This window comes from Massilia sp. UBA6681 (assembly GCF_002454935.1).
In the GTDB taxonomy this organism is placed as follows: Bacteria; Pseudomonadota; Gammaproteobacteria; order Burkholderiales; family Burkholderiaceae_D; genus Telluria; species Telluria varians.
This window is the reverse complement of sequence record NZ_DKJX01000067.1, coordinates 200-26,537: the sequence shown is the minus strand read 5'-3', so window position 1 is coordinate 26,537 and position 26,338 is coordinate 200. Positions and strand designations below refer to the sequence as shown.

Here is a 26,338-nt window from a genome sequence, read left to right as displayed (position 1 = left end):
GGCGCGGCGAGCGCCTGCTGCACGCGCCCCTGCGCCATGCCTTTCCGGGCCTCCTGGCCGCTGCCAGCGGCGAGACCGTGCTGCTCGATGCCGTCGACAAGGCGGGCGAGCCGCTGCTCGCGCAAGCCTTGCGTGCCCAGGGCGTGCAGATGGTGCTCGGCGTGCCGGTGCCGGCATCGGGCCCGGGCGCGCCGCGCGGCGCCCTCTGCCTGCTGTTCGGGGACGCGCGCCCGCTTTCTGGCGCCCAGCTGTCCGCCCTGGACGACCTGGCGCAGCTGGCCGCCTTCGGGCTGCGCATGGCGGAGCTGATGCGCGAAAGCGAGGAGCTGCTCGGCAGGGTCACCCAGCTGGCGACCCTCGACGCCCTGACCGGCGTGGCGAATCGCCGCCATGGCGAATACCTGATGGAACAGGAGATCAAGCGCGCCCGCCGCTATCGAACGCCGCTGGCCCTGATCGCCTTCGACATCGACCGCTTCCGCAACGTCAACGACGCCTACGGCCACCCGGTGGGCGATATCGCGCTGCGCACCGTGGCCGACACCGCGCGCGCCCTGCTGCGCTCGAGCGACGTGCTGGTGCGCTCGGGCGGCGAGGAGTTCCAGGTGATCGCGCCGCACACCAGCGCCATCGACGGCCTGAAAATGGCCGAGAAGCTGCGCGCGGCCATCGAGGCCGCCGAGATCCCGGGCTGCGACCGCGTCACGGTCAGCCTGGGCGTGGCGCAGCTGGGCGAGTTTGAAAACGGCGATTCGCTGGCGGTGCGCGTGAACGCCGCGCTGGCGCGCGCCAAGCGGGCAGGGCGCAACTGCGTCGAACTGGCGATGCAATAAGCCGCATGATAGGCTAGCGGCTTTTCTGTCGGGCAATACCATATGCTTCAGTGGCTGCAGCACTACCGGCGTTCGATGCTGCCGGGCGACATCAGCGCCGGCATCGTCGTGGCGATGATGATGATCCCCCAGGGCATGGCCTATGCGCTGGTGGCCGGCCTGCCGCCGGTGGCCGGGATCTATGCCAGCATCGTGCCGCCGCTGCTGTACGCGCTGTTCGGCACCAGCAGCACCCAGTCGGTCGGCCCGATGGCGATCATCTCCCTGATGACGGCCTCCAGTCTGGCTCCGCTGGCGGCGCCCGGCAGCGCGCTGTATGGCGTGCTGGCCGCGCAATTGGCGCTGTTGTCCGGGGTTGTGCTGCTGGCCTGCGGCCTGCTGCGCATCGGCTTCCTGGCCAACTTCTTTTCCCGTCCCGTGATGAGCGGCTTCACGCTCGGCTCGGCGCTCCTGATCGCCTGGGGCCAGCTGCGGCCGCTGCTGGGCGCCATGCCGCCCGCCTTCCACTGGCCGAGCGCGGCGCTGGGACTGGGCGCGCTGGCCGTGCTGGTCTGGGCGCGACACTACATGGCCGGCAGCCTGCGCCGCACCGGGCTGCCGCCGGTGGCGGCCGACATCGGCGCCAAGCTGGCGCCCATGCTGGTAGTGATCGGGGCGACCGCGCTGGTGCCGCTGCTGAAGCTGGAAGCGCTCGGCGTGGCGACCACCGGCTCCGTCCCGGCCGGACTGCCGGGGCTGAACCTGGCGACGTCGAGCGGGCACTGGCAGGCCTTGCTGCAGCCGGCGCTCCTGATCGGTTTCATGATCTTCCTGATCAGCATGTCCGGCGCGCAGACGCTGGCGCTCAAGCGCGGCGAGAAGCTGGGCAGCAACCAGGAACTGGTGGGCCTGGGCGCGGCCAACATCGGCAGCGCCCTCAGCGGCGGCTTCCCGGTGACCGGCAGCATCTCGCGCTCGGCGGTGAACTTCGCGGCCGGCGCCAACACCCAGCTGGCCAGCATCATCACGGCCGCGCTGCTGGCGCTCGCCCTGGTGGCCCCGACCGGCTGGCTGGCGCTGCTGCCGCTGCCGGTGCTGGCGGCGACCATCATCGTCGCGGTGCTCGGCATGCTCGACCTGTCGACCTTGAGCACCTCCTGGCGCTACGACCGCGCCGACGCGGCGGCGCTGCTGGCCACCGGCGCCGGGGTGCTGGTGCTGGGCGTGGAAGCAGGCGTGGTGGTGGGCGTGGCCTTGTCGATGGGGGCGCTGATCTGGCGCGCCAGCCGTCCCCACATCGCCGTGCTGGGCCGTATCAATGGCACCGAGCACTTCCGCAACGTGGACCGCTATTCGGCCGAGACCGCGCCGGGCCTCTTGATGCTGCGCGTGGACGCCGGGCTGTTCTTCGGGAACGTCGAGGCGGTGAACGAACGCATCGAGGACGAACTGGCGGCGCGTCCCGACACGCGCCACCTGGTGCTGGTGCTGTCGGCGGTGAACGCCATCGACACCTCGGCCCTGTTCGGGCTCGGGGAGTTGAACACCTCGCTGCGCCAGCGCGGGGTGCTGCTGCACCTGGCCGAGGTGAAAGGACCTGTCATGGACCGCCTCAAGCACAGCACACTGCTCCAGGCGCTGGGTGGACGCCTGTTCCTGAGCGCCGCCATGGCCTGGGATGAGCTGGCGCCCGGGCCGGCCGCATGACTAGTTCCTGAAAACTAGTTCCCGAAAAGCAACGCTGTATTGACAGCGTATCGACCCGTCATTAGGATTGATCAGGCGCAATATCAAATCAGGTGCGACAGGCTTGGGCCTGGAGCGCACGCGCCGAATCGGATAAGGGCAGGGATGACCCGACATGAGACGCCGGCAACCAGCGTTGCCGTTCGCAGGACAGGCGCGGCGATCGCACTTGCCGCGCTGGCGCCCGCACCGCGCTCGGCGTCTACCAGAAGCGGCTGCCGACCTTGACGCCGAAAGCGAAGGAATTCGGCTTCGGCGCCACCTGGCGTCCCGACGAAGGGCTCGAGCTCGGCCTGTACCATGCCCGCTATCATGCGCGCACCCCGCTGCCTGGCCTGCGCCGCACCCTGCGTCCCGGTGGCCCGGCGCTGCGGCCCGGTGATCCGGACGGACGCAACATGGCGTTTTTCACCGAGTATGCCGAAGGCCTGCGCATCACGGCGGCGACCTTCTCGCGCAAGCGCGCCGGCAGCAGCATCCACGGCGAAGTCTCGTACCGCCCCGCGCTGCCGTTCATGCTGGCGCCGGGCGACGTGCTGCCGCCTTTTCTGAGCGCCACGGCGCCATCGCTGCTGCGGGCGCGCGCCGATGCGGTGCCGCCGGGCGGCATCTTCCATGGTTACGACCTGTATGCGATGTGGCAGGCCCAGGCCGGCGTGCGCCGCGAATGGACCCTGAGCGCGATGGAGCTGGCGTTCGGCGCGGAGGTGGTGGGCAAGCGCGTGCGCGGCCTGCCCGATCCGTCGGTGCTGCGTTACGGGCGCGGGGACAGCTTCGGGGCTGGCGCCGTCCACGGCAACTGCGCGGTGAGCACGCGCGATGCGGCGCGCCAGTGCAGCCTGCGCGGCTACGCGACGCCGCAGGCCTGGGGCTACCGGCTGCGCCTGGATGGGCGGCTGCCACGGCTGGCGCCCGGGCTGGCGGGCAGCGCCAGCCTGCTGTTCGTGCACGACGTGAAGGGATGGTCGGGCGACCTGCTGCTGAACGAGGGGCGCAAGTCCTCCAACCTCGCGCTGCGCTTCGAGTACCGGCAGCGCTATCTGGCGGAGCTGGGCTACCAGCCCTCGTGGGGTGGGGACTACAACGCGGCGGCGGACCGGGATACGGCCTCGATGGCCGTCGGGCTGCGCTTCTAGTGCGTCAAGCGCGGCGGCGTTGCGGCTCGGAGGGATCGCGCGGCGGCGCCAGCTTGATCGGCGCGGCCTGGTCGGGATAGAGCGCCTGGCGGCCCTCGTAGACGGCGGCGATGGCTGCCATGTCCCGCTCAGGGTCGCCGCTCAGCTTCAAGGTATGGACCACGCTGAGCACCTTGGCGCGGTAGTCGATGTAGACCAGCAGCAGGGGCACGTCGGCGGTGGCGGCCAGGTGGTAAAAACCGCTCTTCCAGTGCGGGCGGTAGCTGCGCGTGCCTTCCGGGGTGATGCCGATCCAGCACCAGGACGAGTCGAGCATGGTCTTGGCCAGCTGGCGTGTGGCGCCCATCGAGGCGCGCCGGTCGACGGCGATGCCGCCCCAGTAGCGCATGATGCTCCCCATCGGGCCGCGGAACAGCGAATCCTTGGCGACCCAGCGGAACTTCAAGCCGACCGCCCATTTTCCCAGCAGGCCGACCAGGAAATCCCAGTTCGAGGTGTGCGGATAGACCACGGCGATCCCGTGCGGTCCCGGGAGGGGCTTGAAGTGCACCTGCCAGCCGGCCAGGTTCAGCAGGCGAAGCGCAGTGCGCTGGCCCCAGGTGGGAAGTGCTGCGGGGCGCAGCAGGTGTTCGCTCATCGATTCTCCGTCGCGGTTCAAACGCTTTTTTTCGGGCAGCTTTTGTGTTCTACCGGAAAAATAAGCGTCGAATTCTATAGCGAGCTGGAGCGAGGAACAAGCGAAAAAGCTGGTGCCAGACATGAGGTGTGGTTATGATGCCGCTAGTTTTTCGCCAATATTGAAGAGTATTTAACAGATGGATATCACGATTTACCATAATCCGCGCTGCGGCACCTCGCGCAACACCCTGGCAGAGATCCGCGCAGCCGGCCATGAACCGCGGGTGGTCGAGTACCTGTCGGCGCCGCCCGCCCGCGAACAGCTCGCAGCGATGATTGCCGCGGCCGGCCTGAGCCCGCGCGAGGCCGTGCGCAGCAAGGAAGCCCTGTTCGCTGAACTCGGCCTGGACCAGCCCGGCGTCGACGACGCCGCCTTGCTCGATGCGATGGCGGCGCATCCGATCCTGATCAACCGTCCCTTCGTGGTCACGCCGAAGGGTGTGCGCCTGTGCCGGCCTTTCGAGCTGGTGCACGAGATTCTTTAAGCACAGGCCTTACTGCGCACCCGGCGCCGGCCCGCCTGTCGGTTCCGAGTCGGTATACGGCACCGCGCCGATATCGATCGGCCGCCGCGGCCGCAGCGCGACCGCATCGCCGGCATCCGGCGGCAGGCCCTTGCCGATTGCCGGCGAGCCCGGCTGGAGCCGGAAGTCGGGCGTGGCGAGCGCCCGGCTGTAGTCGGCGAACAGCGGCGCCGCGGCCACGGTGCCGCTGTGCCGGCGTCCCGCCGAGAGCTTCCAGTCGCCGCCGGCGTTCTGGTACACCAGGTTGTTGCGGTAGCTGATGTTCTGGCCGGTCGCACCCTGTTCCATGATGCCGTGGCCGTTGTCGTAGACGATGTTGTTCGCCGTGTGCGTATGGTCGTTGGGCCCCGTGCTGTGATAAAAGTCGCCGCCGCCGACCACGATGCCTGTGCCGCAGCCGACCACCGTGTTGCCGCGGATCGTTACCTTGCTGGCGTCGTGCCACAGGTGGATGCCGGCGCCCGATGTCCGGTAGATGATGTTGTCGCGCACGCTGGCGGTGGTGCTGACGTAGATGCCGTGCATGTAGCGGCACTCGGGCGGACCGATGTCGTGCACATTGTTGCCGACCACTTCGGCGTCGCTGCCCTTGTAGTAGCTGTCGACGCCGATGCCGGCTCCGCCCTTGGCCTCGCAGGGCACGTCGTTGCCGATGTGGTGGATGTGGTTGTGGTGGATGCCATTGTGCGAGCCGCCGTTGTAGATGCCGCTCAGCCACTTCATGCCGCTCTGGTACTGTCCGCCGTCGATCTCGAAGCCGATGATGTCGAGGTAGTTGGCGCGGTTGTCCCAGGCCGCCGGCTGGCGCGAGTCGAGCGGCGGCACCAGGCGCGCGCCGCCGCGCTCGGTCGATTCGAAGACGATGCGCGCCTCCGCCGTGCCATGGGTATTGGTGCGTATCCCGCCGAAGTAGGTGCCGGGCGCGACGTGCACCGTGGTGCCGGGGGTGACGGCCTGGGCGGCGCGGGTGAGTGTGCGGAAGGGTTCGTCGCGGGTGCCCGGGTTGCTGTCCGAGCCGGATGGCGCCACGTACAGGTGCGTGCGTACCAGTTCGGGAATCACGAGGTCTTCCTGGCCGGGCTCGCGCAGGCGACAGCCGGACAGCACCGTGGCGCCAAGCAGGATGAAGAGCAGGGCGGCCAACAGCGGGCGTTTGGCGGGCCAGACGGCGACGAACGGGTAATGGCGCATCTCTCTCTCGTGGCAACGGACGTGACGGAGTCAGTTTGACCCAGCACAAGCGGGAGGGAGGCCGGTTGTCTCAAGGTCTACTTTGAGGACACTCAACACGCCGCATCGGCTCTTCGGCGATCAAGAGGCCTGCACGACGGCCGGCATGTAGGTGTCGATGAACTCGGCCGGCATGCGGCGCGGGCGACCGCTGCTGATCTCGATGCAGACCAGGTCCCAGCACCCGCGCAGGACGGTGGCGCCGTCGCTGTCGCGCAGCAGCTGGAAACGGCGCTGCATCGCGAGCTTGCCGTCGCCGGCGACCAGCCAGGTGGCCAGGCTCAGCGACTCGCCCAGCAAGGTCGGCAGCAGGTAGTCGTATTCTCCGCGCCGGATCGCCATCGCGCGGTCGAGGCGGCGGTAATCGTCCAGCGACAGGCCGAGCTGTTCGGAATGGGCCCAGCCGGCCTGCTCGCACCAGCGCACGTAGACGGCATTGTTGGTGTGGTTCAGGCCGTCGATGTCGCCGGCTTGCGGCGTGACGGGCAGGGTGTAGGGGCGCGGGTAATCCCAGTCCAATGTGGCCTCGTGATACAAAAACGGTTTGGGCGGCATGCGGCCGCGACACCGTCATTGTACGGCCCGGCGCCGGGCCGGGTGTCTTGACGCCTCACGCGTCCCAATCGAGCTCGACCAGCAGTGCCTGGTGATCCGAGCCCTGTTCGCTGGCGTCCACCCGCACGCGGCGCACCCGCTCGGCCAGGTCGGCGCTCGCGAACACGTAGTCGAAAGTAAAGGGAGCGCAGGCTTCCGGACTGGCGTCGTGCAGGCCCACGGTGGGCGCGTGGCGCCGTCCCGGCTGGGCCAGCTGCCAGCAGTCGCGCCAGGGATGGACGCAGTCGCCGAGCGGCGCCAGCAAGCGCTGGTGTTCGGGCGAGCCCGGCAGCATGTTGAAGTCGCCGGCCAGCAGGGCCGGCATGGCGCGCGGCGGCACCGCGAAGGGCCCGCGGCCCGGGGCCGGGGGATTGGCCGCATGCAGGCTGGCTTCGCGGTGCAGGTCGCGCAGGCGCTCGACCTGGGCCATGCGCTGGCGCTGCGAGAAGTACTCGAGGTGCACGGCGACGACCCGCAGCGGCCCGCCGGGCGCCGCCACCGTCAGTTCGAGTGCGGTGCGCGGCATGCTCATGACCTCGGGCTCGGATGGCCAGGGCAGGGAGTGGCGCAGGGCCTGCAGGACCGGATGGCGCGAGAACACCATCATGCCGAAGCGGCGGCGCGCAGCATCGGCGGCGTCGGGAGCGGCGGTGTCGCAGGCGATGGCCTCGAAGCCGGTATAGCCGGGCAGGCGCTCGCGCAGCATGGCGAACTGGTCTTCGGCGCCCGCCGTATAGCCGCTCGAAACTTCTTGCACACAAAGCATGTCAAAACTGCAAAACCGGTCGAGGCATGCGATGATACGGTCGAGATCTGTCTTGCCGTCCGGGCTGCGGCCGGACTGGATATTCCAGGTGACGAGCTTGAACATGGTGGTCCTTTCTGTGGACCCACAGGCTAACTGTCGGGGCGGCGCGGACGTTTGAAGAAGCTCAGGCGTGCGGGATACTGAAGGAGTGTGAATGTTTACGATGATCCTGCTGCTCTATCTGCAGCAGCACCGCGATGTGAGCCTGGAGAGCACCAGCCTGCGTGGAACTTTCCAGACGAAAAAAGCATGCGAGGCGGCCGCGCTGCGGGCGCGCGGGCCCTTGCCGACGCCGGATGGCTATGCGGCGGCCTGGCACGACGCGATGTGCATCCCGATCAACCGCGGCGTCACCGTCAACGAGGGCAAGCCGGTCGACCTGGGCAAGCTGCTGCAGGGGCGCCCGCCGGTGGTGTGCGAAGGGACCGGGGCCTGGCGCCGGGTCCAGGAATTGTGCGCGCCCGCGGCGGGCGGCAAGCGCGGCAAGCGCTGAGCGGGCAGGCCGGCGTCGTTTCAGTCGCGCTTCCAGTCCCCATGGCCCGGACAGCGGATCAGCCCCGCGGCGCCTCCGCCGCCGGCGCTGTCGAACTGGGTGGCCCCGCCGCCGTTCGCGCCGCCGATCTGCGGGCGTACGCTGCCGCCCGTGCGGCACCATACCTTGCCGCCCTGGCGGAAACGGTAGATGACCTGGCCGTCGGGTGCGGTATAGGTTTCGCTGCTCAAGCCGCGACTGCTGTCCTTGTGGGCAGCCTCGAGCGCCTGCCTGAAGCGTCCCATCGGCGTGTCGGCGACTTCCGGCACGCCGGACTTCCCCTTGCGCATCTCGCGGTCGATGATGACGGCGTCGCGTTTCGCGCGCCCGACCATCGCGTCGAGTGCGGATTCAGCCGGAACGGATGGGGCCGTGATGGCGAAGGGATCGGCGGCCGTTGCCGGTATTTCCTGTGGCGGAGTAACGGGTTCCGGCTCGGGCGACGTGCCTGTATCTGCAGCCTCGCTACGCGCGCGTCGCGTCTTGGGCATAGCAGGGCGTGGAAGCGGCGGTTCCGAACGGATCCGCGGGAGCTGAGGTGAAGGCGGCGGCAAGGGAATCAGGTTGATAAGCCGTTCTGCGCGAGCATCTGGCGCTGGCGGATGCGCGATCCGCCAGCTCCAGGCCAGCAGCAGGTGGACGCCCAGCGTGGCCGCCAGGGGCCAGCCGGGCCTGCTGCGTGGGTAGACCGTCACTATCGTCGATTACGCCTTCGGTGCGGTCAATGCCTTCTTGATCGCCACACAGCGCTGGTCTTCCTGCAGCGTGTCGAGCAGCGAGCGGCGGGTGCCGGCCGACAGGTCCTTCATGGTGTCGGCGGCGCGCTGCAGGCGCTGGACGCTTTGCGGCGTGCAGCCGGTCGGGATCATCGTACCCGCATAGGTGCGCATGAAGACGGGACCGGCCGCCTTGTCGATCGCCGGCAGCTTGGCCAGGCGCTCGCTTGCCGTCTGCTCGGCCAGCTTGTGCTGCTCGACCGGATACATGGCGCCCATCGCGGTGCGGATGCGCGAGAACGGCAGCTTGGTCTTCAGGTCTTCCACCGTGCCCAGCCACTCGCTCTTGACCTTCGGATCCGGACGCACCACGGTCGCGGCGAGCGCTGCGCCCTGGCCGGTGTCGGACTTGTCGCGTGCCTGCTCGGCTTCGACCAGTCCGGCCGCGCCGGGGACGTTGAAGCGGTTCAGGCGATTGATGATGGCCCAGCGCTGGTCCTGGCTGATGTTCAGGCCTTCGGTGCCCTTACCTTCGAGCATGCCGGCCAGGCGCGCCAGCGCTTCCGAGCTGCTCGCCAGGCCCATGTAGGTGCCGAACCAGCGACGCTGGAAGGCGTCGTTGCCGCGGCTAGCCACCACGCCTTGCCAGGCCATGTCTTCCAGCGCCTTGCCGGTCTTCTCCGCGTAGGCGCGTTGTGGACCATCCTTGAGGCCCATGGCGTCGAGGTAGTACTTCGAGTAGCCGACCTTGCCCAGCACGTCGCCCAGCAGGGTGTAATCCTTCTCCTGCGGCGCGTTGGCGAGCGCCACGTCGATGAATTCGTTGAGCGGCAGCTTGGCGTCGCGCACGCCGTCCCACAGGGCCTGCCACAGCATGGCGCGCAGCAGCGGGTCTTCCACGCCGCCCAGGGTAGTACGGGCGGTCTCGAAAGAGCGCTTGTCGAGGTTGACCTTCACGAAGCCCCAGTCCTGGTAGTTCGGGTACACCAGGTCGGGGCAGGCGCTGCCGACCATGCCGGCGACACTGGTCTTCGCGCCGGAGTAGGTCACCGGCACGTTCTTGGCCAGCACCAGCTTGCCGTTCTCGCGCTTGAAGGCGCCTACCTGCACGCGCTGCTCGCGCAGGGTCGGCAAGGCCTTGCTCGGCGCGGTCTGGGCCAGCGAGAAGTTGCTGATTTTTCCGTTCGAGCAGCTGTAGTTGGCGGTGATGGTGTTCACGCCGGCCTGGTACAGCCATTCCTGGCTCCACTTGGACAGGTCGCGGCCGGCCGCTTCGCCCAGACTCTTGATGAAGTCGTCGAGCGTGGCGTTCTGCCAGGAGTATTTCACCAGGTAGTTGTGCACGCCCTTGCGGAAGGTTTCCTCGCCTAGCATGTGGCGCAGCTGCTTCAGGGTCGACGCGCCTTTCGAATAGGTGATGGCGTCGATGTTGTCGAAGGCGTTGCTTGATGAGGGCACCGGCACCTCGATCGGGTGGGTCGAGACCTTCTGGTCCATGGTGTAGGCGCCCTGCTTGTCTTCCTGGTAGAAGGCCTGCCAGGCGTCCTTGAATTCGGTGGCTTCGGCGGTGGCCAGGGTCGCCATGAAGGACGCGAAGCTCTCGTTCAGCCACAGGCCGTTCCACCACTTCATGGTCACCAGGTCGCCGAACCACTGGTGCGCCATCTCGTGCATGATGACTTCGGCCAGGCGCATCTTCTGCGCCGGGGTCATCTCGGCCTTGTACAGGAAACCGGCTTCGGCGAAGGTGATCGCGGCGGCGTTCTCCATGGCGCCGTACAGGAAGTCAGGCACCAGGAGCTGGTCGTATTTCTCGAACTGGTAAGGGATGCCGTAGTAGTTGTCGAAGAACTCCAGGCCGGCCTTGGTGTAGCGGAACCAGTCGGCCGGGGTCACCTGCTTGGCCACCGACTGGCGCGCGAACAGGCGCATCGGATACTTGCCGCTCTTGTCTTCCCAGACCTGGTAGGGACCGGCGTGCAGGGAGAAGTTGTAGGGGCTGAGCTTCCTGGTCTTGGGGAAGGTCCAGCGCTTGCCGCCGGTCGCTTCCGCGATGTTGGATTCACGGGTGGTGGTGACCACGTGCCAGTCGCTTGGGGCGTTCACGGTGACGGTGTAGGTGGCCTTCAGGTCGGGCTGGTCGAACACGGCGAACATCTGGTGCGCGGCGGCCGGCTCGAAGTGCGAATAAGTATAGACCCGGTTATCGACTGGGTCGACCATGCGGTGCAGGCCTTCGCCGTTGGTGCTGTGCGGACGCTCGTAGCTGATGGTGACGGTGTTGCGGCCCTTGGCCAGGTGTTCCGGCGCCAGGGTGACGAACCAGTTGTTATAGCGGGTCGGGACCTGCTTGCCGTTGATGCTGACCGACTTGACGGTCGCCTTGTCGAGGTCGATGGTCAGGGCCGAGTCGGTGTCCTTGAGGTCGAAGCTGACGGTGGTGGTGCCGGTGAAGTTTTCCTTGCCGGTGAGCGTGAAATCGAGCACGTAGTCCACGTTCGACACGCGGCTTGACCTGGCCATGGCGTCGGCTTCCGAGAGGTAGGCGTTCTCGGCGCGCGCAGCGCCGCCAACTGCGGGCGCAGCACTTGCGGCGTTGAAGACGAAAGCGGAAGCGATGGCGAATGCCATGGCGCGGGGGGCGAAGTGTTTCACGTGGTCTCCTGGGACAGCGCAGGCTCGGTGCGCGATAAAAATAATCGCGCAAGAATAGCATGAGCGGGGTGTCGTTTACACCACATACATATACGAAAACAAAACGTACGTACGGGTGCGGAGCGAAGCGTGCCGCACAAACAAAAACGGGTTCCCGCGAAGGGGAACCCGTTTCGGTGGACGACGGCCGAATCAGTTCAGCGTCGGGTAGTCGGTATACCCCTCCGGTCCCGAGCCATAGAACAGCTCCGGCCGCGGCTGGTTCAGCGGCGCATCCTGTTTCAGGCGCTTCGGCAGGTCAGGATTGGCGATGAACCACACGCCGAAGGCCACCGCGTCGGCCGCGCCCGACTCGATCAGCTGCTGCGCGCTTTCCTTGGTCAGCTTTTCGTTGGCGATGTAGACGCCGCCGAATTCCTTCTTCAGGTGCGCGCCCAGGCTGTCGCCGCCGACGGCTTCGCGCGAGCAGATGAAGGCGATGCCGCGCTTGCCGAGTTCGCGCGCGACGTAGCCGAAGGTCTCGCGCGGGCTGGAGTCGCCCATGTCGTGCGAATCGCGGCGCGGCGCCAGGTGCATGCCGACGCGGTCGGCGCCCCACACCTCGATGCAGGCGTCGGTCACTTCGAGCATCAGGCGGGCGCGGTTCTCGACCGAGCCGCCATACTGGTCGGTGCGCTGGTTGGTAGAGTCCTGCAGGAACTGGTCAAGCAGGTAGCCGTTGGCGCCGTGGATCTCCACGCCGTCGAAACCGGCCTTTTTCGCGTTCTCGGCGCCCTTGCGGTATGCCGCGACGATCGCCGGGATCTCATGGGTTTCGAGCGCGCGCGGGGTGGCATAGTCGCGCATCGGACGCAGCAGGCTCACGTGGCCCTTCGGTTGAATCGCGGACGGCGCGACCGGCAGCTGGCCGTCGAGGAAGTGCGGGTCCGAGATGCGGCCCACGTGCCACAGCTGCAGGACGATGCGTCCGCCTGCCTTGTGCACGGCGTCGGTGACGATCTTCCAGCCTTCGACCTGTTCGTCCGACCAGATGCCCGGGGTGTCGGCATAGCCCACGCCCATCGGGGTCACGGCGGTGGCTTCCGACAGGATCAGGCCGCTTGATGCGCGCTGCACGTAGTATTCGGCCATCATCGCGTTCGGCACGCGACCGCCGCCGACGGCGCGCGAGCGGGTCAGCGGCGCCATGATGATGCGGTTCGGCAGTTCGAGTGCGCCTACTTTGATCGGGTCAAACATTGTTGCCATCGTTGGAGTACTCCTAAAGTCCGTCGTTCAGTTGATCGAGGAAGGCCTGGATGACCTCCTCGTTTCGCTGGAAGAAGATGAACTGCCCGACGCGCCGCGTGCTCACCAGCCCTGCCTTGTGCAGGGTCGCCAGGTGCGCCGAAACCGTCGATTGCGACAGCTTGGCGCGCTGGTCGATCAGCTTGCAGCACACGCCCATGTCGAGCGGGTGCTCCTGCTCGGCGAAATGCTGCTGCGGATCCTTCAGCCAGTGCAGGATCTGGCGCCGCACCGGATTGGCCAGGGCCTTGTGGATCGCGTCGATGTCCATGAGTTCTTCCCTTATTTGCAACATCTATCGGGTTCTTTCGATCCGAATATCGTCATCTTACGATATATCGGAAAACCCTGCTGGCGACGGCTTCATCAGGGTTGTGCTTATTCCCGGCCGAAGCGCGGGTTCGGGCGGGTCAGGTAGTACCACTCCGAGTTGGCATTGGCCTTGGCATCCGGGAACAGGATGCGGCCGCTGAACTCGGCCACCACCTTGCTGCCGTCGGCACGCACGCCGATCTCGTCGCCCTCGTTCACGGGATCGAAACTGGCCCAGGCGCGGCTGAACGCGTCGTCGGCGTGCAGCTTGTCGTGCACCACGACCATCGACAGGGCTTCCATCTCGTCGAAGGGCACCGGCTCCGGATCGGGCGCCGCGATCAGCTCCAGGTGCGCCAGCGTGTTCATGATGGCGCGGTAGGCCACTTCCGGCGCGGTCGGATCGACGTGCTGGCCGCATTCGAGCGTGAGCGCGTAGCCGCCCGTGGTGCGCATGTATTCGGTAGTGCCGACGCCGTAGCGCAGCACGGTTTCCAGTTCGTCGGCATTGCGGCTGCGGCGCTTGACGCCGTCGCCGTAGGCGGCCAGCCAGCCGTCCACGAAGCGCTTCACGCCCAGGCGGCGCGCCCATGCGCGTTCCTTCTCGGCGTGCTGGAAGGGCTGCAGGGTGCCGTCGTTGTTGAGCGGGCCGACCATCACGAAAGGCTGGCCGCCGGTCGCATTGAAGGAGTGCAGGTCGAGCAGCACGTCATGCTGGGCGAGCAGGGGGCACAGCCAATTGGCGATCTGGTCCTCGAAGTCCTGCGGGTCGTTTTTCGGGAACAGGTTGCGGTTCAGGTTGCGGTCGCCATTGCGGGTGTTCTGCTCGTAGGCCTTCGGGTTCACGATCGGCACGAAGGTCACGCTGCCGGCCGCGATGTGCAGGCGGCCGCAGTCGATCTCTTCCATCACGCGGCGGATGGCGATGGTGCCGCAGACTTCGTTGCCATGGGTCGCGCCCATGATGATGACGCGCGGGCCCGGCTGCAGGCCGGTGTAGTTGACGGACTTGAATTGGTACTGGCTCTGGGGATTCATGCGGTGCTGATCCGGGAAAAGGGAGTGGAAGGTTTCGGGTGCCGACATTTTATCGGCAAACAGTGGCGGATGCCGAAGGGCCGTGGCATGATCCGCAACTTCATCACCAGAACGGCCAGCATGTCCACCATCTCCACCCGCATCCACGGCCTCGACACCTTGCGTGCGCTCGCCGTGACGCTGGTCGTCCTGCACCATTACGTGCTGTTCGTCAGCGATGCGCCGACCTTCGGCTGGGTGGGCGAGGTCGGCTGGGTCGGGGTCGACCTGTTCTTCGCGCTGTCCGGCTACCTGATCGGCAACCAGATCTTTGCAAGCTTGAAGAGCCCGGGCGGTTTCTCGCTGAAGCACTTCTATGCGCGCCGCCTGCTGCGTACCTTGCCGAACTACTGGGTGGTGCTGGCCCTGTACTTCCTGTGGCCGGCCTTCCGCGGCGACGCGCCCTTGCTGCCGCTGTGGGAGTACGCGACATTCATTCAGAACTTCGCACTGGAGCCGGGCAGCGCCTTCTCGCACTCCTGGTCGCTGGCGATCGAGGAACAGTTTTATATGCTGCTGCCGGCCGTGGCCTTGCTGGGCATCCTGTTCGGCGGCTCGCTGCGCCTGGCCTGGACGGGGATCGCGCTCGCCTTCATTGCCGGCATGCTGATCCGCGCCGAGCTGTGGCAGGAGATGGCGGGACAGAACTATAAGCTTTACTTCTATTTTAAGTACATTTATTACTCAAGCTTATGCAGGTATGACGAGCTGCTGGCCGGCGTGGCGCTGGCGCTACTGCGCAACCACCACGCCGGGCTCTGGGCGCGCCTGACCCGGCATGGCAACCTGATGGGCGTGCTGGGCCTGCTTTCATGTGGGGTGGCGTTCTGGTTCTTCCTCGACGATCGCTACGGCTTCGGCATCACCGTGTTCGGTTTTCCATTGATGGCGCTGGGCTTCTCGCTGCTGATTGTCGCGGCGGTGTCGGAGCATTCTCTGCTGCGCGGCCTGCGGGTGCCCGGCGCCGGCGCGCTGGCGCTGTGGTCCTACGCGATCTACCTGCTGCATAAACCGGTGTGCGTGATGGCGGCGAAGTGGCTGAAGGGGCAGGGATACGGCGCCGAGCATCCGCTGACGATCACGGCGCTGCTGATCCTGTCGGTCCTGAGCGGCTGGCTGCTCTACAAGCTGGTGGAGACGCCCTTCATGCTGCTGCGCGAGCGCTACGTGCCGAGCAATGCGGCACGGCCGGGCATGCTCAGCCCCGCGCCTCGATGACGCCAAACGCCGCCGGCGCATCCGCCAGGTAGGCCAGGATGGCATTGGCCTGCACCTGCGGCTCGTAGCCCGAGGTGTCGCGAATCGCCTGGCGCAGCCCCGGCACGGTCTCCACCGTATGCGGGCTGCGGTAGGCCGCCACCAGGAGCGCCGCCAGGTCGACGGGCGCCCCCTGGCCGCGGCGCAGGCGCCCCTCGATGATGCCCAGCAGGGTGCGCTGCATGCGCGGCGTGGGATTGAGGATTTCCCCGAACAGGGAAGGGGTGTTGACGATGGCCTCGCACATGCGCTGCTCGATCGCGTCGGGTTTCAGGTCCGAGGGGATGTCGAAGTAGGCCTTGTTCCAGCGGGTGCGCGCGTAGGCATGGCCGGGCGGGAAGGAATCGGCCGTCTCGAAGCCGAGCGCGCGGCTGGCGCGTGCGAGCAGGTCGGCAACGGTGTCGATCAGGGGCATAAAAAAACGGGATGAACGTGCGTCATCCCGTCAGTGTAGCAGGCGGCAATGGCGGGCTGCAAAGCCTCAGGCTGCAAACCGCCCCGCCCGGAAATCGTCGAAGGCCTGGTACAGCTCTTCGGTGGTGTTCATCACGAATGGGCCGTGCTGCGCGATCGGCTCGTTCAGCGGACGCCCCGCCAGCAGGATCAGCCGGGTCGGCTCGATCGCCTTGATGCGCACGCCGTCGGCGCCCGCGGCATTGTCCAGCACCGCCATGCGCGTCTTGCCCACGCCCTTGCCCTCGACCACCGCTTCGCCCCGGTACACGTAGAGAAAAGCGTTGTGCCCCTGCGGGATCGGCTGCTCGAAGATGACGCCGGCCGGGATCTCGATGTTGAGGTACAGCGGCAGGGTATGCTCGCGCTGCACCGCGCCCTTCACGCCGTGGGTCTCGCCGGCGATCACCTGCACGGTCACGCCGGCATCAACGGTGAAGCACGGCACTTCCTCGGTCGGGATGTCGCGATACCACGGGTCCATCATCTTGTCCTTGGCGGGCAGGTTGAGCCACAGCTGGAAGCCTTCCATCAGGCCCTCGTCCTGCTCCGGCATCTCGGAGTGGATCACGCCTCGGCCGGCCGTCATCCACTGCACGCCGCCATTGGTCACCAGGCCCTCGTTGCCGGCGCTGTCGCGGTGGCGCATGCGGCCGTTGAGCATGTAGGTCACGGTCTCGAAGCCGCGGTGCGGGTGCTCCGGGAAGCCGGCGATGTAGTCGCCCGCCTTGTCGCTGCCGAAGGCGTCCAGCATCAGGAAGGGGTCGAGGCGGCGCTGCAGGGAACCGGTCAGCACGCGGTTGATCTTCACGCCCGCGCCGTCCATCACGAACTGGCCCTGGATCAGGCGTTCGACCCCGCGCGATTTCACGATTGCTGCGGTGTTGGTCAACTCGGTCATGCTGTTCTCCTCGTGTGTCGATCGGTTGCGCGCCGCCTGCCGGCGGCGCGATTCTACGTCATGGGTTACGCCAGCGCCGCTTCCACAGCCTCGTTGGCTGCCTGCTGGCCCTTGGCCGCCGCCTCAGGACCCATGTTCAGGCCCGACGAGTAGATGAAGGTGTGGTCGGTCATGCCCAGGAAGTTCAGCAGCATGCGGATGTGCGGCACCTGCGGGTCGGCTTCCACCGGATACACGCCGCCACGGGCGGTGGCAACGTAGACCTTCTTGTTCTTCAGCAGGCCTTCCGGACCGGTCTCGGTATAGCGGAAGGTCACGCCGGAGCGGGCGATTGCGTCGAACCAGTTCTTCAGCTGCACCGGCATGCCGAAGTTGTACATCGGGGCGCCGATCACGATCACGTCGGCGGCCTGGGCCTCAAGGATCAGGGCGTCGTCCAGGGCCACGCGGGCCGACTGCTCGGCACTACGCTGGTCCGCCGGGGTGAACAGGGCGCCGACGGCTGCACCGTCGAGCACCGGGTGCGGCTGGGCGCCGAAATCACGGTGCACGACTTTCGCGTCCGGGTTGCCGGCAACCAGTTTGTTCACGATGAGATTGGTGACGCGGGTGGATTCCGAATCCTTGCCACGGACGCTGGAGGTGATTTGCAGGATATTCATATTCTGTGTCCCTTCATTCCAAGAATGTTTGTCGATGGAGACACTTTAGCGGTTCCAAAATCGTTGCGAAAGACAGTAGAATGGATAACATTATCCTACTGGTGGAACAATCATGGAAGTCGAACCGAATGACCTGCTGCTGTTCGCCCGGATCGTCGAGGCCGGCAGCTTCAGCCGCGCCGCCGAGCGCGTCCAGCAGCCCAAATCGACCGTCTCGCGCCGCATCGCACTGCTGGAGCAGAAGCTGGGCGAGCGCCTCCTGCAGCGCACCACGCGCAAGCTGGTGGTGACGGAATTCGGCGCCAGCCTGCTAGAACACGCGCGCAAAGTGGCGGAAGAGGTGGAGGCGGCCGGCGCCCTGGCCCAGCACCGCCAGCAGGAACCGAGCGGCAAGCTGCGCATGTCCCTGCCGGGCGACTTCGCCAATATCGGCCTGCAAGAGGTGATCGCGCGCTTCATCGCGCGCTACCCCGAGGTGTCGCTGGAGATGGACCTGTCGCCGCGCCGGGTCGACCTGATCGCCGAGGGTTACGACATCGCGATCCGCATGGGGGAGCTGCCGGACGACGCTTCGCTGAACGCGCGCCCGATCAACCTCGAACACTGGGGCCTGTATGCCTCGCCCGCGTACGTGGCCCGGCACGGCTTGCCCGAGCATCCCGACGACCTGCTGCAGCACGACCTGCTGTGCATGCTGAGCCGCTACGGCGGCGCGACGCCCTGGGTGCTCACCCGCGGCAAGCTGCGCTGGGAACGGCAAGTGCCGGCGCGCCTCACCGCCAATTCGCCCGAGCTGCTGGCGCGGCTGGCGTCGCGCGGCGCCGGCATCGCGGCCAGCTCGCTGACCTTCGCCGGTCCCTACCTGCAGACGGGTGAGCTGGTGCGGGTCCTGCCGGAATGGGAACCGCCGACCACCCAGGGCTGGGCGGTCTTTCCGGGCCGCCGCCTGATGCCGGCCAAGACCCGGGCCTTCCTCGACCTGATGGAAGAGAAATGTACGGAAGTCGGCGAGCGAACGCCGAGCGTGATCAGCGAGGATGGTTTCCCATCACCTCGCCCAGGCGCACCAAGCGCTCCGGCGCCCACTCGCCGTTGAAGGAGATCGTCCCCTTCTTGAAGAGCATGACGACGGTGGAGCCGAGCAGGAAGCGGCCCATCTCTTCGCCTTTCTTCAGCACGACAGGGTGCGCATCGTAATTCCATTCGCAGATGCGCGGCATGCGCGGCGGATTCACCACGCCGTGCCAGCTGGTGGCCATGCTGCCGACGATGGTGGCGCCCACCAGGGTCATCACGAAGGGGCCATGTTCTTCCGACTCGAAGACGCACACCACGCGCTCGTTGCGGGCGAACAGGCCCGGCACGCCGCGCGCCGTGGTCGGGTTCACCGAGAACAGCTTGCCCGGCACGTAGATCATGCGCGTCAGGCGGCCGTCGCAGGGCATGTGGATGCGGTGGTAGTCCTTCGGGCTCAGGTAGAGGTTGGCGAAGTGGCCGTGCTGGAAATGGGCTGCCAGCGTCTCGTCGCCGCCCACCAGCTCCGCGCTGGTGAATTTATTTCCCTTGGCCTGGAAGATGTGGTGGTCGTCGATGTCGCCGAACTGGCTGATCGCGCCGTCCACCGGGCACACGAAATCGGCATTCGCCAGCGGCCGCGCGTCGCTGCGCAGCGGGCGGGTGAAGAACTCGTTGAAGCTGCTGTAGCTCGCGATGTCCGGGTTCGCCGCCTCGTCCATGTTGACGCCGTACTTGCCGACGAACCAGCGGATCAGGCGCGTGGTCATCGCGCCGCCCTTGGCGCCGGCGACGCGGCCGGCGAAGTTGGTCAGCGCCGTCTTCGGCATCACATATTGGGGCAGGACTTTTAGACGGGACACTTGGATGGGCCTCTCGGTTTGAAAACGATCGCGCATTATACGGGCTTCACATACGGGAATGCATGTTTATCGCCTGCCAACAGTGTACTCCAGTGCTCGTATGGACGGCGTATGCGAGAAAAATAGTTGCAGCATGCATATTCGATTCTTGGAGACAGGCTGAATTGCTTCTGGGACAATTGCGATTCCTATCACTTTCGAAGTATTCAATGTCCCCCGTATCCCGTTCCTTCCGTTTGACCGTGCTCGCCGCCGCGATCAGCCTGTGCCTCCCGGTCCTCAGCGCCTCCGCGCAGGATACCAAGACTCCGGCGCCGGCCGCTGCGACCAAGGCGGAGCCGGCCAGGAAGATCACCCAGGTCGAGGTGAAGGGCACGCTTGATACCTATGACCCGCGGCGCGACGACACCGCCACCAAGGTCGTGGTCAGCAGCGAAGAGATCACCAAGTACGGCGACACCAATGTGCTGGACGTGCTCAAGCGCGTGCCCGGCATCACCGTCAATTCTTCCAACGGCCGCGGCGGCGAGATCCGCATGCGCGGCCTGGGCGCGGGCTATACCCAGATCCTGGTGAACGGCGAACGCGCGCCGGCCGGCTTCTCGATGGACTCGCTGGCGCCGGACTCGATCGAGCGCATCGAGGTGCTGCGCGCCGCCAGCGCCGAGTTCTCGACCCAGTCGGTGGCCGGCACCATCAACATCATCCTGAAGCGCTCGGTGAAGAACCGCCTGCGCGAACTGAAGCTGGCGGCCCAGGGATCGAGCAACGGCTACGGTCCGAACGCCAACCTGCAGATGTCGGACCGCATTGGTGGCTTCTCGTACTCGATCTCGGCCAACGCGATGAAGGACCGCTTCGAGTTCGAGTCCACCGGCGAGGAACGCGGCGTGGCGCCGAATGGCGAGGTCACCATGCTGCGCACCATGGTGCTGCCGCAGAAGGGCGAGATGAGCGTCATCAACCTGAGCCCGCGCCTGAACTGGACGCTCGGCCAGGACAATACCCTGACTTCGCAGACTTTCATCAACCAGCACCGCTTCCAGAACCGCTTCAGCCAGCCGACCACGACCCTGATCGGCCCGGCGCCACCGTTCCCGACCCTGGCCAACGCCTTCGAGGCGAAGAACCGGTTCCTGCGCTCCGACCTCTCCTGGGCGCGCAAGTTCGAGTCCGGCGCCAAGCTCGACCTGAAGGTGGGGGCACAGGCCATGGAGAACGACAGCACCTCGCACCGCACGGCCGCAACCGGCGCCGGCGTGCCGCTGCTGGACACCACCAGCCTGCTCGAGGGCCGCGACCGCGGCGTCAACTCCACCGGCAAGTACAGCCGCAGCATCGAGAAGGGCCACACCTTCGCCTTCGGCTGGGACGGCGGCGTCGACACCCGCGACGACGAGCGCAAGGACATCAACCGCGTGCGGGTGAGCGGCAACGTCCCGGCCTACGAAGTCTCGGAAGCGCGGGTCAAGCGCCTGGCCATGTTCGCGCAAGACGAATGGAACATCACCCCGGCCTGGTCGATGTATCTGGGCGCTCGCTGGGAAGGCATCCGCACCCGCGTCACCGGCAATACCTTCGAGCGCGGCGAATCGAGCTCCAACGTGTGGAGCCCGATCATGCAGACCCTGTACAAGATTCCGGGTAAAAAAGGCGACCAGGTGCGCCTGGCCCTGACCCGCACCTACAAGGCGCCGGGCGTGGGCAGCCTGACCCCGCGCCGCCAGGTCAGCGAGAACAACAGCTCGACCGAACCGGATTACCGCGGCAACCCGAACCTGAAGCCGGAACTGGCCTTCGGCATCGACGCCGCCTGGGAGCACTACTGGGCCGAAGGCGCGCTGCTGTCGGTGAGCGTGTCGCAGCGCCGCATCAGCGATTTCACCCGCAACCTGACCTATTTCGACGGCGAGCGCTGGATCCAGACTCCGAGCAACCAGGACAGCGCTACGACGCGCTCGCTGGAGATCGAGACCAAGTTCCCGCTCAAGGCGGTCATGAAGGAAGCGCCGGCGGTCGACCTGCGCGCCAGCGTCAACCGCAACTGGTCGCGCGTGGAATCGGTGCCGGGCCCGAACAACCGCCTCGACCAGCAGACCCCACTGACGGTCAACCTGGGCGCCGACTACAAGGTGGGCGCCCTGACCACCGGCGGCAGCTTCGCCTACCGCCGCGGCGGTCCGGTGCGGGTGTCGACCAACCAGCGTGCCTACGTGATCCCGCGCCGCGAGCTGGACATGTACGCACTGTGGAAGTTCGACCCCCAGCGCCAGCTGCGTTTCGCGGTCAGCAACATGACCAGCCAGGACTTCATCAATGAGAACACCTACGAGGACGCACGCTTCGGTTCTCAGACCCGCCGCTTCGTGTTCCCGCAGGGGGTGCGCTACCGCCTGACCTATGAATTGAAGTTCTGACAGGCGCTCGATCTGACCCAAACCCGGCCTCTGCGCCGGGTTTTTCTTTGTCATGGAAAATTAAATTGCTATGTAATAGCAATAAAATCGTCTGTGTAGCGTTTAACGCCTGCCATTGTATGGAATATAGTTCTTCACATTAATTGAACAACTATTTCCGGAGACTGGAATGACATTGCTGCGCCCCCGTTACCTCGTAGTCATTGTCGCCGGGCTCTGTGCCCAGGCAGCCGCCCAAGAAAGCACCGCTGACGGGGCCGTCCAGCAGGTCGAAGTGAAAGGGGCCGGCTACGACGCCCGCCGCGACGACACCGCCGCCCGCATCGTCGTCAAGCGCGAGGAGGTGGTGCGTTACGGCGACACCAATGTCGCCGACGTCCTCAAGCGCATTCCTGGCGTGACCGTGACGACCGGCACAGGACGCAGCACCCAGATCCGGATGCGCGGCCTGGGCGGCGGCTATGCCCAGATCCTGGTGAACGGCGAGCGGACCCCGGCCGGCTTTGCCCTCGACACCCTGTCACCCGACATGATCGAGCGCATTGAGGTGCTGCGGGTGGCGACCGCCGAGTTTTCAAGCGAGTCGGTGGCCGGCACCATCAACATCGTGCTGCGCAAGAAAACCAACCAGCGTCAGCGCGAGGCCAAGCTGGGCTACCTGTTGTCGGACGACTTTCGCGGCCCGACCTTCAGCACCCAGGTAGGCGACCGCGGCGAGAAATCGTCCTGGTCGTTCTCGGCCAGCGGCAACCATGACAGCCTGGATCGGGAGTGGGGCGGCTTCGAGGAGAACACCCGGCCCGACGGCAGGGTCGACATGGTCCGCACGGTGCATGCGCCGGAGAAGGGGCACATGAACCGCCTGAACCTGAGCCCGCGCCTGAACTGGACCCTCGACAACGGCGACACCCTGGCGTGGGAAACCATCGCCAACAGCTCAAGCTTTCGCAATGGGGCCCACCCGATCGTCACCACGCTGATCGGTCGGCCGCCGCAGACGCCGGATCTGCAGACCTTCGGCGAGATGGACGACCGCATGCTGAAGTCGGACCTGAGCTGGACCCGCGCCACGGAGACGGGCCTGAAACTCGACGCCAAGCTGGGCGCCGAATGGTCGTCGCGCAAGATGTTCGTCCGCCGCAGCGGCCTTGACGCCAGGGGCCTGCCGGAAACCGAGGGGAGCACCTTGTCCGACACCCACGCCCGGGGCCTGAACACCACCGGCAAGGCCAGCCGCACGATGGATGGCGGGCATCTGCTGGCGCTGGGCTGGGAACTGCGCGTCAACGAGAGCACCGATATCCGCGCCGAGCGCGACACGGTCCGGGTATTCGCACCAGGCCAGCTGCTGGACGAGGACTTCCGCGCCCAGGTCAGCCGCGCCGCCTTCTACGTGCAGGACGAATGGACCATCGATCCGCGCTGGTCGGTCTACCTGGGCGCCCGCTGGGAAGGCGTGCGCACGCGCGTGTCGGGCGATGCCGTGGAATCGACGCGCGTGCGTTCGAGCGTCCTGAGCCCGATCCTGCAAACCCTGTACAAGTTCCCGGCCAAGGAGGGCAAGGACGCGGACCAGCTCCGCTTCGCGCTCAGCCGCACCTACAAGGCGCCCGACCTGGACAGCATCGTGCCGCGCCGTTCGGAATGGGAAAACAACAGCGCCACCGAAGCCGATTTCCAGGGCAACCCGAACCTGAAGCCGGAACTGGCCTGGGGCCTGGATGCCGCCTGGGAGCACTACTGGGCCGAGGGCGCGATGCTGTCGGTGAGCGGCGCGCTGCGCCGCATCGACGACTACACCAGCAACCATATCTACTTCGACGGCCGGCGCTGGATCTTCAAGCCGGTGAACGACGACCGCGCCGTCATGCGCAGCCTCGAGATCGAGACCAAGTTCCCGCTCAAGGCGCTGTACGCCGGCGCGCCTGCGATCGACCTGCGCGCCAGCGTCAGCCGCTACTGGTCACAGGTCGAATCGGTGCCGGGCCCGCACAACCGGATGGAACAGCAGGTGCCGCTCACGGCCAACCTCGGCGCCGACTACAAGTCCGGCGCGCTGGCGCTCGGGGCCAGCGTGGCCTACCGGCGCGGCGGCTACGTGCAGGTGGCGGCCAACCGCGGCTTCTACCGGATCGGCCGCACCGACCTCGACACCTATGCGGCCTGGACCTTCAACCCGAAAACCGTGCTGCGCATCGCGCTGTCGAACCTGCTGGAACAAGGCAACTCCTTCGAGCCGAGCTACTACGATCCGGTCGGCGGTCTGGAGAAGCGCCGCTGGAATTATCCGAACGGGATCAAGCTGCGCACCACGCTGGAATTGAAGTTCTGACCGGTCAGGCCCGTATCTCTTCCTTGCTCTGGCTCTCGCCATGGCTGTCGTGCACGCGGTGGGTGCGGAAGTAACGCCAGGCCACCAGGATCGCCACCGTTTGCATGGCCGCGCACAGCAGGAAGTGGCTGCCGATGCGCCAGTCGCCCGGCGGCAGGTGGCTGACGGTGGCCAGGATGGCGGTTCCGATGATCGGCGTGATGATCACCCCCAGGCTGCTGATCGACTGCAGCGAGCCCATGAGCTCACCCTGCTGGTTGGCGGGGGTGGCCTTGGAGACGATCGCCTGCAGCGCCGGCGTGGCGGCGAAGCCCAGCACGTTGCACAGGATGAGCGCGTACATCATCCAGCCCTGGGTCGCCAGGCCGTAGCCGAGCAGGGTCAGGGCGCCCGAGGTGATCCCCATCAGCGACAGGCGCACCTCGCCGAAGCGCCGGATCAGGATCGCCAGCAGCCAGGCCTGCACCACGCTTGAGACCAGGCCGACGCAGAACATGGCGATGCCGTTGTCGCGCGGCGTCCAGTCGAAGCGGAAGGTGGTGTACAGCACCCAGGTCGACTGCAGCATCATCTGGCCGAAGGTGACCAGGGTGATGACGATGATCAGGCCGCGGATGTCGGAGCGCCGCCCCAGCCGCAGCAGGGCGGCCAGGGGATTCAGGCGCGCCCAGGAGAAGGGCGGGCGCTGGCCGGCGGGGAGCGACTCCGGCACCATGAAGTAGCCGTAGACGAGGTTGGCGGCGCCCAGCAGCGCCGCCACGTAGAAGGGCAGGCGCAGGTCGTTGTTGCCGAGCAGGCCGCCGAGCATGGGCCCGCAGATGAAGCCCAGGCCGAAGGCGGCGCCGATCTTGCCGAAGCTTTTCGCGCGGTTTTCCTTGGTCGAGATGTCCGAGGCGTAGGCCGCGGCCACCGACATGCTGGCCGAGGACATGCCGCCGATCATGCGCCCGACGAACAGCCAGAACAGGCTCGGCGACCAGGCCGTGACCAGGAAGTTGACGCACATGCCCGCCATCGAATACAGCAGCACCGGGCGGCGCCCGATGCGGTCGCTCAGGGCGCCGAGGGCCGGCATGAACAGGAACTGCAGCACCCCGAAGGTCGCGGCCAGCACCCCGAACCACAGGGCCTGGTCGTCGCGCGCCGGGACATACTCCCCGACCAGCAGCGGCATCACCGGCACGATCAGCCCGATGCCGAGCATGTCGATGAAGATGCAGACCAGGACGAAGTTCAGTTTGCCGGGGCTGGCGGTCGGCAAGGCGGTGGGGCTGGTCATGGATGCCTCGAAGCGGATGACATCCGGCTATCTTAACACCGGGCAAAGTTCATTCGGACGTCCCTGCCGCCGATTTTTGCCGCACGCCGGACGGCCTAGCCGGGCGCCATGCCGCTCTCGAGCGCGAACTCCTCGCGGAAGGCCATCAGCCGCGCCAGTCGTTCCTCGGCCAGGGCGCGGCCGGCCTCGGTCTGCATCATGCCCGGCAGCTTGGCCAGCTTGACCATGATGTGGTCGAGCGCGTAGCTGCGGTCGTCGAATTCGCGCGCGCTGCCGAGCGGGTCGCTGGGGTGGGCCAGGCTTGTCCCCATGCGGCCCGCGATGTAGAACATGCGCGCCAGGCCGACCGCGCCCAGGCCGTCCAGGCGGTCGGCATCCTGCACGATCTTCGCTTCCAGCGACTCGGCCGCGCAGTTGCCCGCCATATTGGCCGAAAAGCTGTGCGCTTCGATGGCATGCGCCACCGCGTCGAGACGCTCGGGCGGAAAGTTCATCCACGCCAGCTGGTGGCGCGCCAGCTGGGCCGAGCGGGTCGATGCCTGGGCGCGGTCCGGGTCGTTCTTGGGCAGGTTGACCAGGTCGTGCAGGTAGCAGGCCGCCATCACCACCAGGGCGTCGGCTTGCGGGTGCACGGCCAGCAGGGCCTGGGCATTGCGCCAGACGCGCTCGAGGTGGGCGCTGTCGTGGGCGCCGTCGCCGCCGCTGGCGCCTTCAGCCATGGCCGCCAGGCGCGGCCGCCAGGTGGCGAGGTCAGTCTTGGGTTCGTCGTTCGTCGGGCGCATGCGTTTCTTCGGTCGGGTGGGGAGGCACGGCGCGCTGCGACAGCGCGTCCGCTTGCTGGTTCTTGTGGCGCGGGATCCAGCGCAGCGTGCTGCCCGGCAGGCGCTCCAGCAGGGCGCGCACCCGCGCGCGGTAGGCGCGCAGCGCCGGGGCGCTGGCGCTGTCGGGCGCGTGGACGTCGTCGATCACGACCTGGCTGTCGCCCTCGATGGCGAGCGCCGGCGCGTCATGCTCGACGGCTGCTTCGAGGACGGCGACCAGGGCCAGGTATTC

Annotated in this window: 24 protein-coding genes and 1 pseudogene; 9 read left to right on the top strand and 16 right to left on the bottom strand. The window is 66.9% G+C overall.

The features are described from left to right. The 3 genes from B2R83_RS10840 to B2R83_RS10830 all read left to right on the top strand — a co-directional run. Positions 1 to 833: GGDEF domain-containing protein (locus B2R83_RS10840; protein WP_292040999.1), on the top strand; the 833-nt coding region annotated here is incomplete at its 5' end. Positions 834 to 875: 42 nt separating this feature from the next. Then, positions 876 to 2,519, top strand: a complete 1,644-nt coding sequence (locus tag B2R83_RS10835; protein ID WP_292040995.1) for a SulP family inorganic anion transporter — start codon at positions 876 to 878, stop codon at positions 2,517 to 2,519. A gap of 263 nt (positions 2,520 to 2,782) precedes the next feature. Beyond that, on the top strand, positions 2,783 to 3,694 hold the full coding sequence (locus B2R83_RS10830) for a DUF1302 family protein (RefSeq protein ID WP_307189236.1): 912 nt from the start codon (positions 2,783 to 2,785) through the stop codon (positions 3,692 to 3,694). Positions 3,695 to 3,698: 4 nt separating this feature from the next. On the opposite strand, the gene B2R83_RS10825 is transcribed toward B2R83_RS10830, so the two are convergent. Beyond that, a complete protein-coding gene (locus B2R83_RS10825; protein WP_292040993.1) occupies positions 3,699 to 4,331 on the bottom strand; it encodes a 1-acyl-sn-glycerol-3-phosphate acyltransferase in 633 nt (210 codons plus the stop codon). A gap of 178 nt (positions 4,332 to 4,509) precedes the next feature. Between B2R83_RS10825 and arsC the strand changes: the two are divergent. Further along, positions 4,510 to 4,854: pseudogene (gene arsC / locus B2R83_RS10820) on the top strand (arsenate reductase (glutaredoxin)); the annotation flags it as partial. Positions 4,855 to 4,866: 12 nt separating this feature from the next. On the opposite strand, the gene B2R83_RS10815 reads toward arsC, so the two are convergent. The 3 genes from B2R83_RS10815 to B2R83_RS10805 form a co-directional block, all read right to left on the bottom strand. Then, the gene (locus tag B2R83_RS10815; protein WP_292040990.1) at positions 4,867 to 6,087 is read right to left on the bottom strand and encodes a right-handed parallel beta-helix repeat-containing protein; all 1,221 of its coding nucleotides are present in this window, start codon (positions 6,085 to 6,087) and stop codon (positions 4,867 to 4,869) included. A gap of 120 nt (positions 6,088 to 6,207) precedes the next feature. Next, positions 6,208 to 6,645, bottom strand: coding sequence for an acyl-CoA thioesterase (locus tag B2R83_RS10810; RefSeq protein WP_292040988.1), 438 nt, complete (start codon positions 6,643 to 6,645; stop codon positions 6,208 to 6,210). A gap of 91 nt (positions 6,646 to 6,736) precedes the next feature. Next, positions 6,737 to 7,591, bottom strand: coding sequence for an endonuclease/exonuclease/phosphatase family protein (locus B2R83_RS10805; protein ID WP_292040986.1), 855 nt, complete (start codon positions 7,589 to 7,591; stop codon positions 6,737 to 6,739). Between the two features lie 91 nt (positions 7,592 to 7,682). Here B2R83_RS10805 and B2R83_RS10800 point away from each other — a divergent pair, with 91 nt between their 5' ends. After that, positions 7,683 to 8,021: a hypothetical protein gene (locus tag B2R83_RS10800; protein WP_292040984.1), complete on the top strand. Its 339-nt coding sequence runs from the start codon at positions 7,683 to 7,685 to the stop codon at positions 8,019 to 8,021. Between the two features lie 20 nt (positions 8,022 to 8,041). Here B2R83_RS10800 and B2R83_RS10795 read toward each other — a convergent pair whose 3' ends face one another. From B2R83_RS10795 to B2R83_RS10775, 5 genes are all read right to left on the bottom strand, one after another. After that, entirely contained in the window at positions 8,042 to 8,551 is a 510-nt protein-coding gene (locus tag B2R83_RS10795; RefSeq protein WP_292040981.1) for a hypothetical protein, read from the bottom strand. Between the two features lie 213 nt (positions 8,552 to 8,764). Continuing rightward, positions 8,765 to 11,431, bottom strand: coding sequence for an aminopeptidase N (pepN, locus tag B2R83_RS10790; RefSeq protein WP_292040978.1), 2,667 nt, complete (start codon positions 11,429 to 11,431; stop codon positions 8,765 to 8,767). 192 nt (positions 11,432 to 11,623) lie between these two features. Then, positions 11,624 to 12,679, bottom strand: coding sequence for an alkene reductase (locus B2R83_RS10785; RefSeq protein WP_292040975.1), 1,056 nt, complete (start codon positions 12,677 to 12,679; stop codon positions 11,624 to 11,626). A 13-nt stretch (positions 12,680 to 12,692) separates the two neighbouring features. After that, positions 12,693 to 12,989, bottom strand: a complete 297-nt coding sequence (locus B2R83_RS10780; RefSeq protein ID WP_027868136.1) for an ArsR/SmtB family transcription factor — start codon at positions 12,987 to 12,989, stop codon at positions 12,693 to 12,695. Positions 12,990 to 13,096: 107 nt separating this feature from the next. Beyond that, positions 13,097 to 14,068 carry a succinylglutamate desuccinylase/aspartoacylase family protein gene (locus B2R83_RS10775; protein WP_292040971.1) on the bottom strand — a complete coding sequence of 324 codons (972 nt, stop codon included), beginning with the start codon at positions 14,066 to 14,068 and terminating at the stop codon, positions 13,097 to 13,099. A gap of 69 nt (positions 14,069 to 14,137) precedes the next feature. Between B2R83_RS10775 and B2R83_RS10770 the strand changes: the two genes are divergently transcribed. Continuing rightward, positions 14,138 to 15,325, top strand: a complete 1,188-nt coding sequence (locus B2R83_RS10770) for an acyltransferase family protein (protein WP_292040968.1) — start codon at positions 14,138 to 14,140, stop codon at positions 15,323 to 15,325. Here B2R83_RS10770 and B2R83_RS10765 read toward each other — a convergent pair. The 3 genes from B2R83_RS10765 to B2R83_RS10755 all read right to left on the bottom strand — a co-directional run bounded on the left by B2R83_RS10765 (position 15,306) and on the right by B2R83_RS10755 (position 17,380). Then, positions 15,306 to 15,779: a hypothetical protein gene (locus tag B2R83_RS10765; RefSeq protein ID WP_027868133.1), complete on the bottom strand. Its 474-nt coding sequence runs from the start codon at positions 15,777 to 15,779 to the stop codon at positions 15,306 to 15,308. The genes B2R83_RS10770 and B2R83_RS10765 overlap by 20 nt on opposite strands. A gap of 66 nt (positions 15,780 to 15,845) precedes the next feature. Beyond that, entirely contained in the window at positions 15,846 to 16,718 is an 873-nt protein-coding gene (locus tag B2R83_RS10760) for a pirin family protein (protein WP_292040964.1), read from the bottom strand. Between the two features lie 65 nt (positions 16,719 to 16,783). Beyond that, entirely contained in the window at positions 16,784 to 17,380 is a 597-nt protein-coding gene (locus B2R83_RS10755) for an FMN-dependent NADH-azoreductase (protein ID WP_292040962.1), read from the bottom strand. 112 nt (positions 17,381 to 17,492) lie between these two features. Between B2R83_RS10755 and B2R83_RS10750 the strand changes: the two genes are divergently transcribed. Then, positions 17,493 to 18,476 (top strand): LysR family transcriptional regulator, encoded by a 984-nt coding sequence (locus tag B2R83_RS10750; protein WP_292040960.1) that lies wholly within the window; start codon positions 17,493 to 17,495, stop codon positions 18,474 to 18,476. On the opposite strand, the gene asd is transcribed toward B2R83_RS10750, so the two are convergent. Continuing rightward, positions 18,409 to 19,293 (bottom strand): archaetidylserine decarboxylase, encoded by an 885-nt coding sequence (gene asd / locus B2R83_RS10745; protein WP_414674394.1) that lies wholly within the window; start codon positions 19,291 to 19,293, stop codon positions 18,409 to 18,411. The genes B2R83_RS10750 and asd overlap by 68 nt on opposite strands. Positions 19,294 to 19,466: 173 nt before the next feature. Here asd and B2R83_RS10740 point away from each other — a divergent pair, with 173 nt between their 5' ends. Both B2R83_RS10740 and B2R83_RS10735 read left to right on the top strand, forming a co-directional pair. Beyond that, positions 19,467 to 21,674 (top strand): TonB-dependent receptor plug domain-containing protein, encoded by a 2,208-nt coding sequence (locus B2R83_RS10740; protein ID WP_292040959.1) that lies wholly within the window; start codon positions 19,467 to 19,469, stop codon positions 21,672 to 21,674. Positions 21,675 to 21,843: 169 nt separating this feature from the next. Beyond that, positions 21,844 to 24,006 carry a TonB-dependent receptor plug domain-containing protein gene (locus tag B2R83_RS10735; protein WP_292040957.1) on the top strand — a complete coding sequence of 721 codons (2,163 nt, stop codon included), beginning with the start codon at positions 21,844 to 21,846 and terminating at the stop codon, positions 24,004 to 24,006. A 4-nt stretch (positions 24,007 to 24,010) separates the two neighbouring features. On the opposite strand, the gene B2R83_RS10730 is transcribed toward B2R83_RS10735, so the two are convergent. The 3 genes from B2R83_RS10730 to B2R83_RS10720 all read right to left on the bottom strand — a co-directional run. Beyond that, positions 24,011 to 25,285 carry a TCR/Tet family MFS transporter gene (locus B2R83_RS10730; protein ID WP_292040955.1) on the bottom strand — a complete coding sequence of 425 codons (1,275 nt, stop codon included), beginning with the start codon at positions 25,283 to 25,285 and terminating at the stop codon, positions 24,011 to 24,013. A gap of 95 nt (positions 25,286 to 25,380) precedes the next feature. Then, positions 25,381 to 26,067: an HD domain-containing protein gene (locus B2R83_RS10725; protein ID WP_292040953.1), complete on the bottom strand. Its 687-nt coding sequence runs from the start codon at positions 26,065 to 26,067 to the stop codon at positions 25,381 to 25,383. Then, positions 26,036 to 26,338, bottom strand: a 303-nt coding sequence (locus tag B2R83_RS10720; protein WP_292040951.1) for a reverse transcriptase-like protein, incomplete at its 5' end; no start/stop codon positions are given. The genes B2R83_RS10725 and B2R83_RS10720, both read right to left, overlap by 32 nt.

Bases quoted from the DNA above. Each gene is read 5' to 3' on its own strand.
- B2R83_RS10835 (WP_292040995.1), top strand. From the start codon at position 876: ATGCTTCAGTGGCTGCAGCACTACCGGCGTTCGATGCTGCCGGGCGAC.
- B2R83_RS10825 (WP_292040993.1), bottom strand. From the start codon at position 4,331: ATGAGCGAACACCTGCTGCGCCCCGCAGCACTTCCCACCTGGGGCCAG.
- B2R83_RS10815 (WP_292040990.1), bottom strand. From the start codon at position 6,087: ATGCGCCATTACCCGTTCGTCGCCGTCTGGCCCGCCAAACGCCCGCTG.
- B2R83_RS10805 (WP_292040986.1), bottom strand. From the start codon at position 7,591: ATGTTCAAGCTCGTCACCTGGAATATCCAGTCCGGCCGCAGCCCGGAC.
- B2R83_RS10800 (WP_292040984.1), top strand. From the start codon at position 7,683: ATGTTTACGATGATCCTGCTGCTCTATCTGCAGCAGCACCGCGATGTG.
- B2R83_RS10795 (WP_292040981.1), bottom strand. From the start codon at position 8,551: ATGCCCAAGACGCGACGCGCGCGTAGCGAGGCTGCAGATACAGGCACG.
- B2R83_RS10785 (WP_292040975.1), bottom strand. From the start codon at position 12,679: ATGGCAACAATGTTTGACCCGATCAAAGTAGGCGCACTCGAACTGCCG.
- B2R83_RS10780 (WP_027868136.1), bottom strand. From the start codon at position 12,989: ATGGACATCGACGCGATCCACAAGGCCCTGGCCAATCCGGTGCGGCGC.
- B2R83_RS10775 (WP_292040971.1), bottom strand. From the start codon at position 14,068: ATGAATCCCCAGAGCCAGTACCAATTCAAGTCCGTCAACTACACCGGC.
- B2R83_RS10770 (WP_292040968.1), top strand. From the start codon at position 14,138: ATGCCGAAGGGCCGTGGCATGATCCGCAACTTCATCACCAGAACGGCC.
- B2R83_RS10765 (WP_027868133.1), bottom strand. From the start codon at position 15,779: ATGCCCCTGATCGACACCGTTGCCGACCTGCTCGCACGCGCCAGCCGC.
- B2R83_RS10760 (WP_292040964.1), bottom strand. From the start codon at position 16,718: ATGACCGAGTTGACCAACACCGCAGCAATCGTGAAATCGCGCGGGGTC.
- B2R83_RS10755 (WP_292040962.1), bottom strand. From the start codon at position 17,380: ATGAATATCCTGCAAATCACCTCCAGCGTCCGTGGCAAGGATTCGGAA.
- B2R83_RS10750 (WP_292040960.1), top strand. From the start codon at position 17,493: ATGGAAGTCGAACCGAATGACCTGCTGCTGTTCGCCCGGATCGTCGAG.
- asd (WP_414674394.1), bottom strand. From the start codon at position 19,293: ATGCGCGATCGTTTTCAAACCGAGAGGCCCATCCAAGTGTCCCGTCTA.
- B2R83_RS10740 (WP_292040959.1), top strand. From the start codon at position 19,467: ATGTCCCCCGTATCCCGTTCCTTCCGTTTGACCGTGCTCGCCGCCGCG.
- B2R83_RS10735 (WP_292040957.1), top strand. From the start codon at position 21,844: ATGACATTGCTGCGCCCCCGTTACCTCGTAGTCATTGTCGCCGGGCTC.
- B2R83_RS10730 (WP_292040955.1), bottom strand. From the start codon at position 25,285: ATGACCAGCCCCACCGCCTTGCCGACCGCCAGCCCCGGCAAACTGAAC.
- B2R83_RS10725 (WP_292040953.1), bottom strand. From the start codon at position 26,067: ATGCGCCCGACGAACGACGAACCCAAGACTGACCTCGCCACCTGGCGG.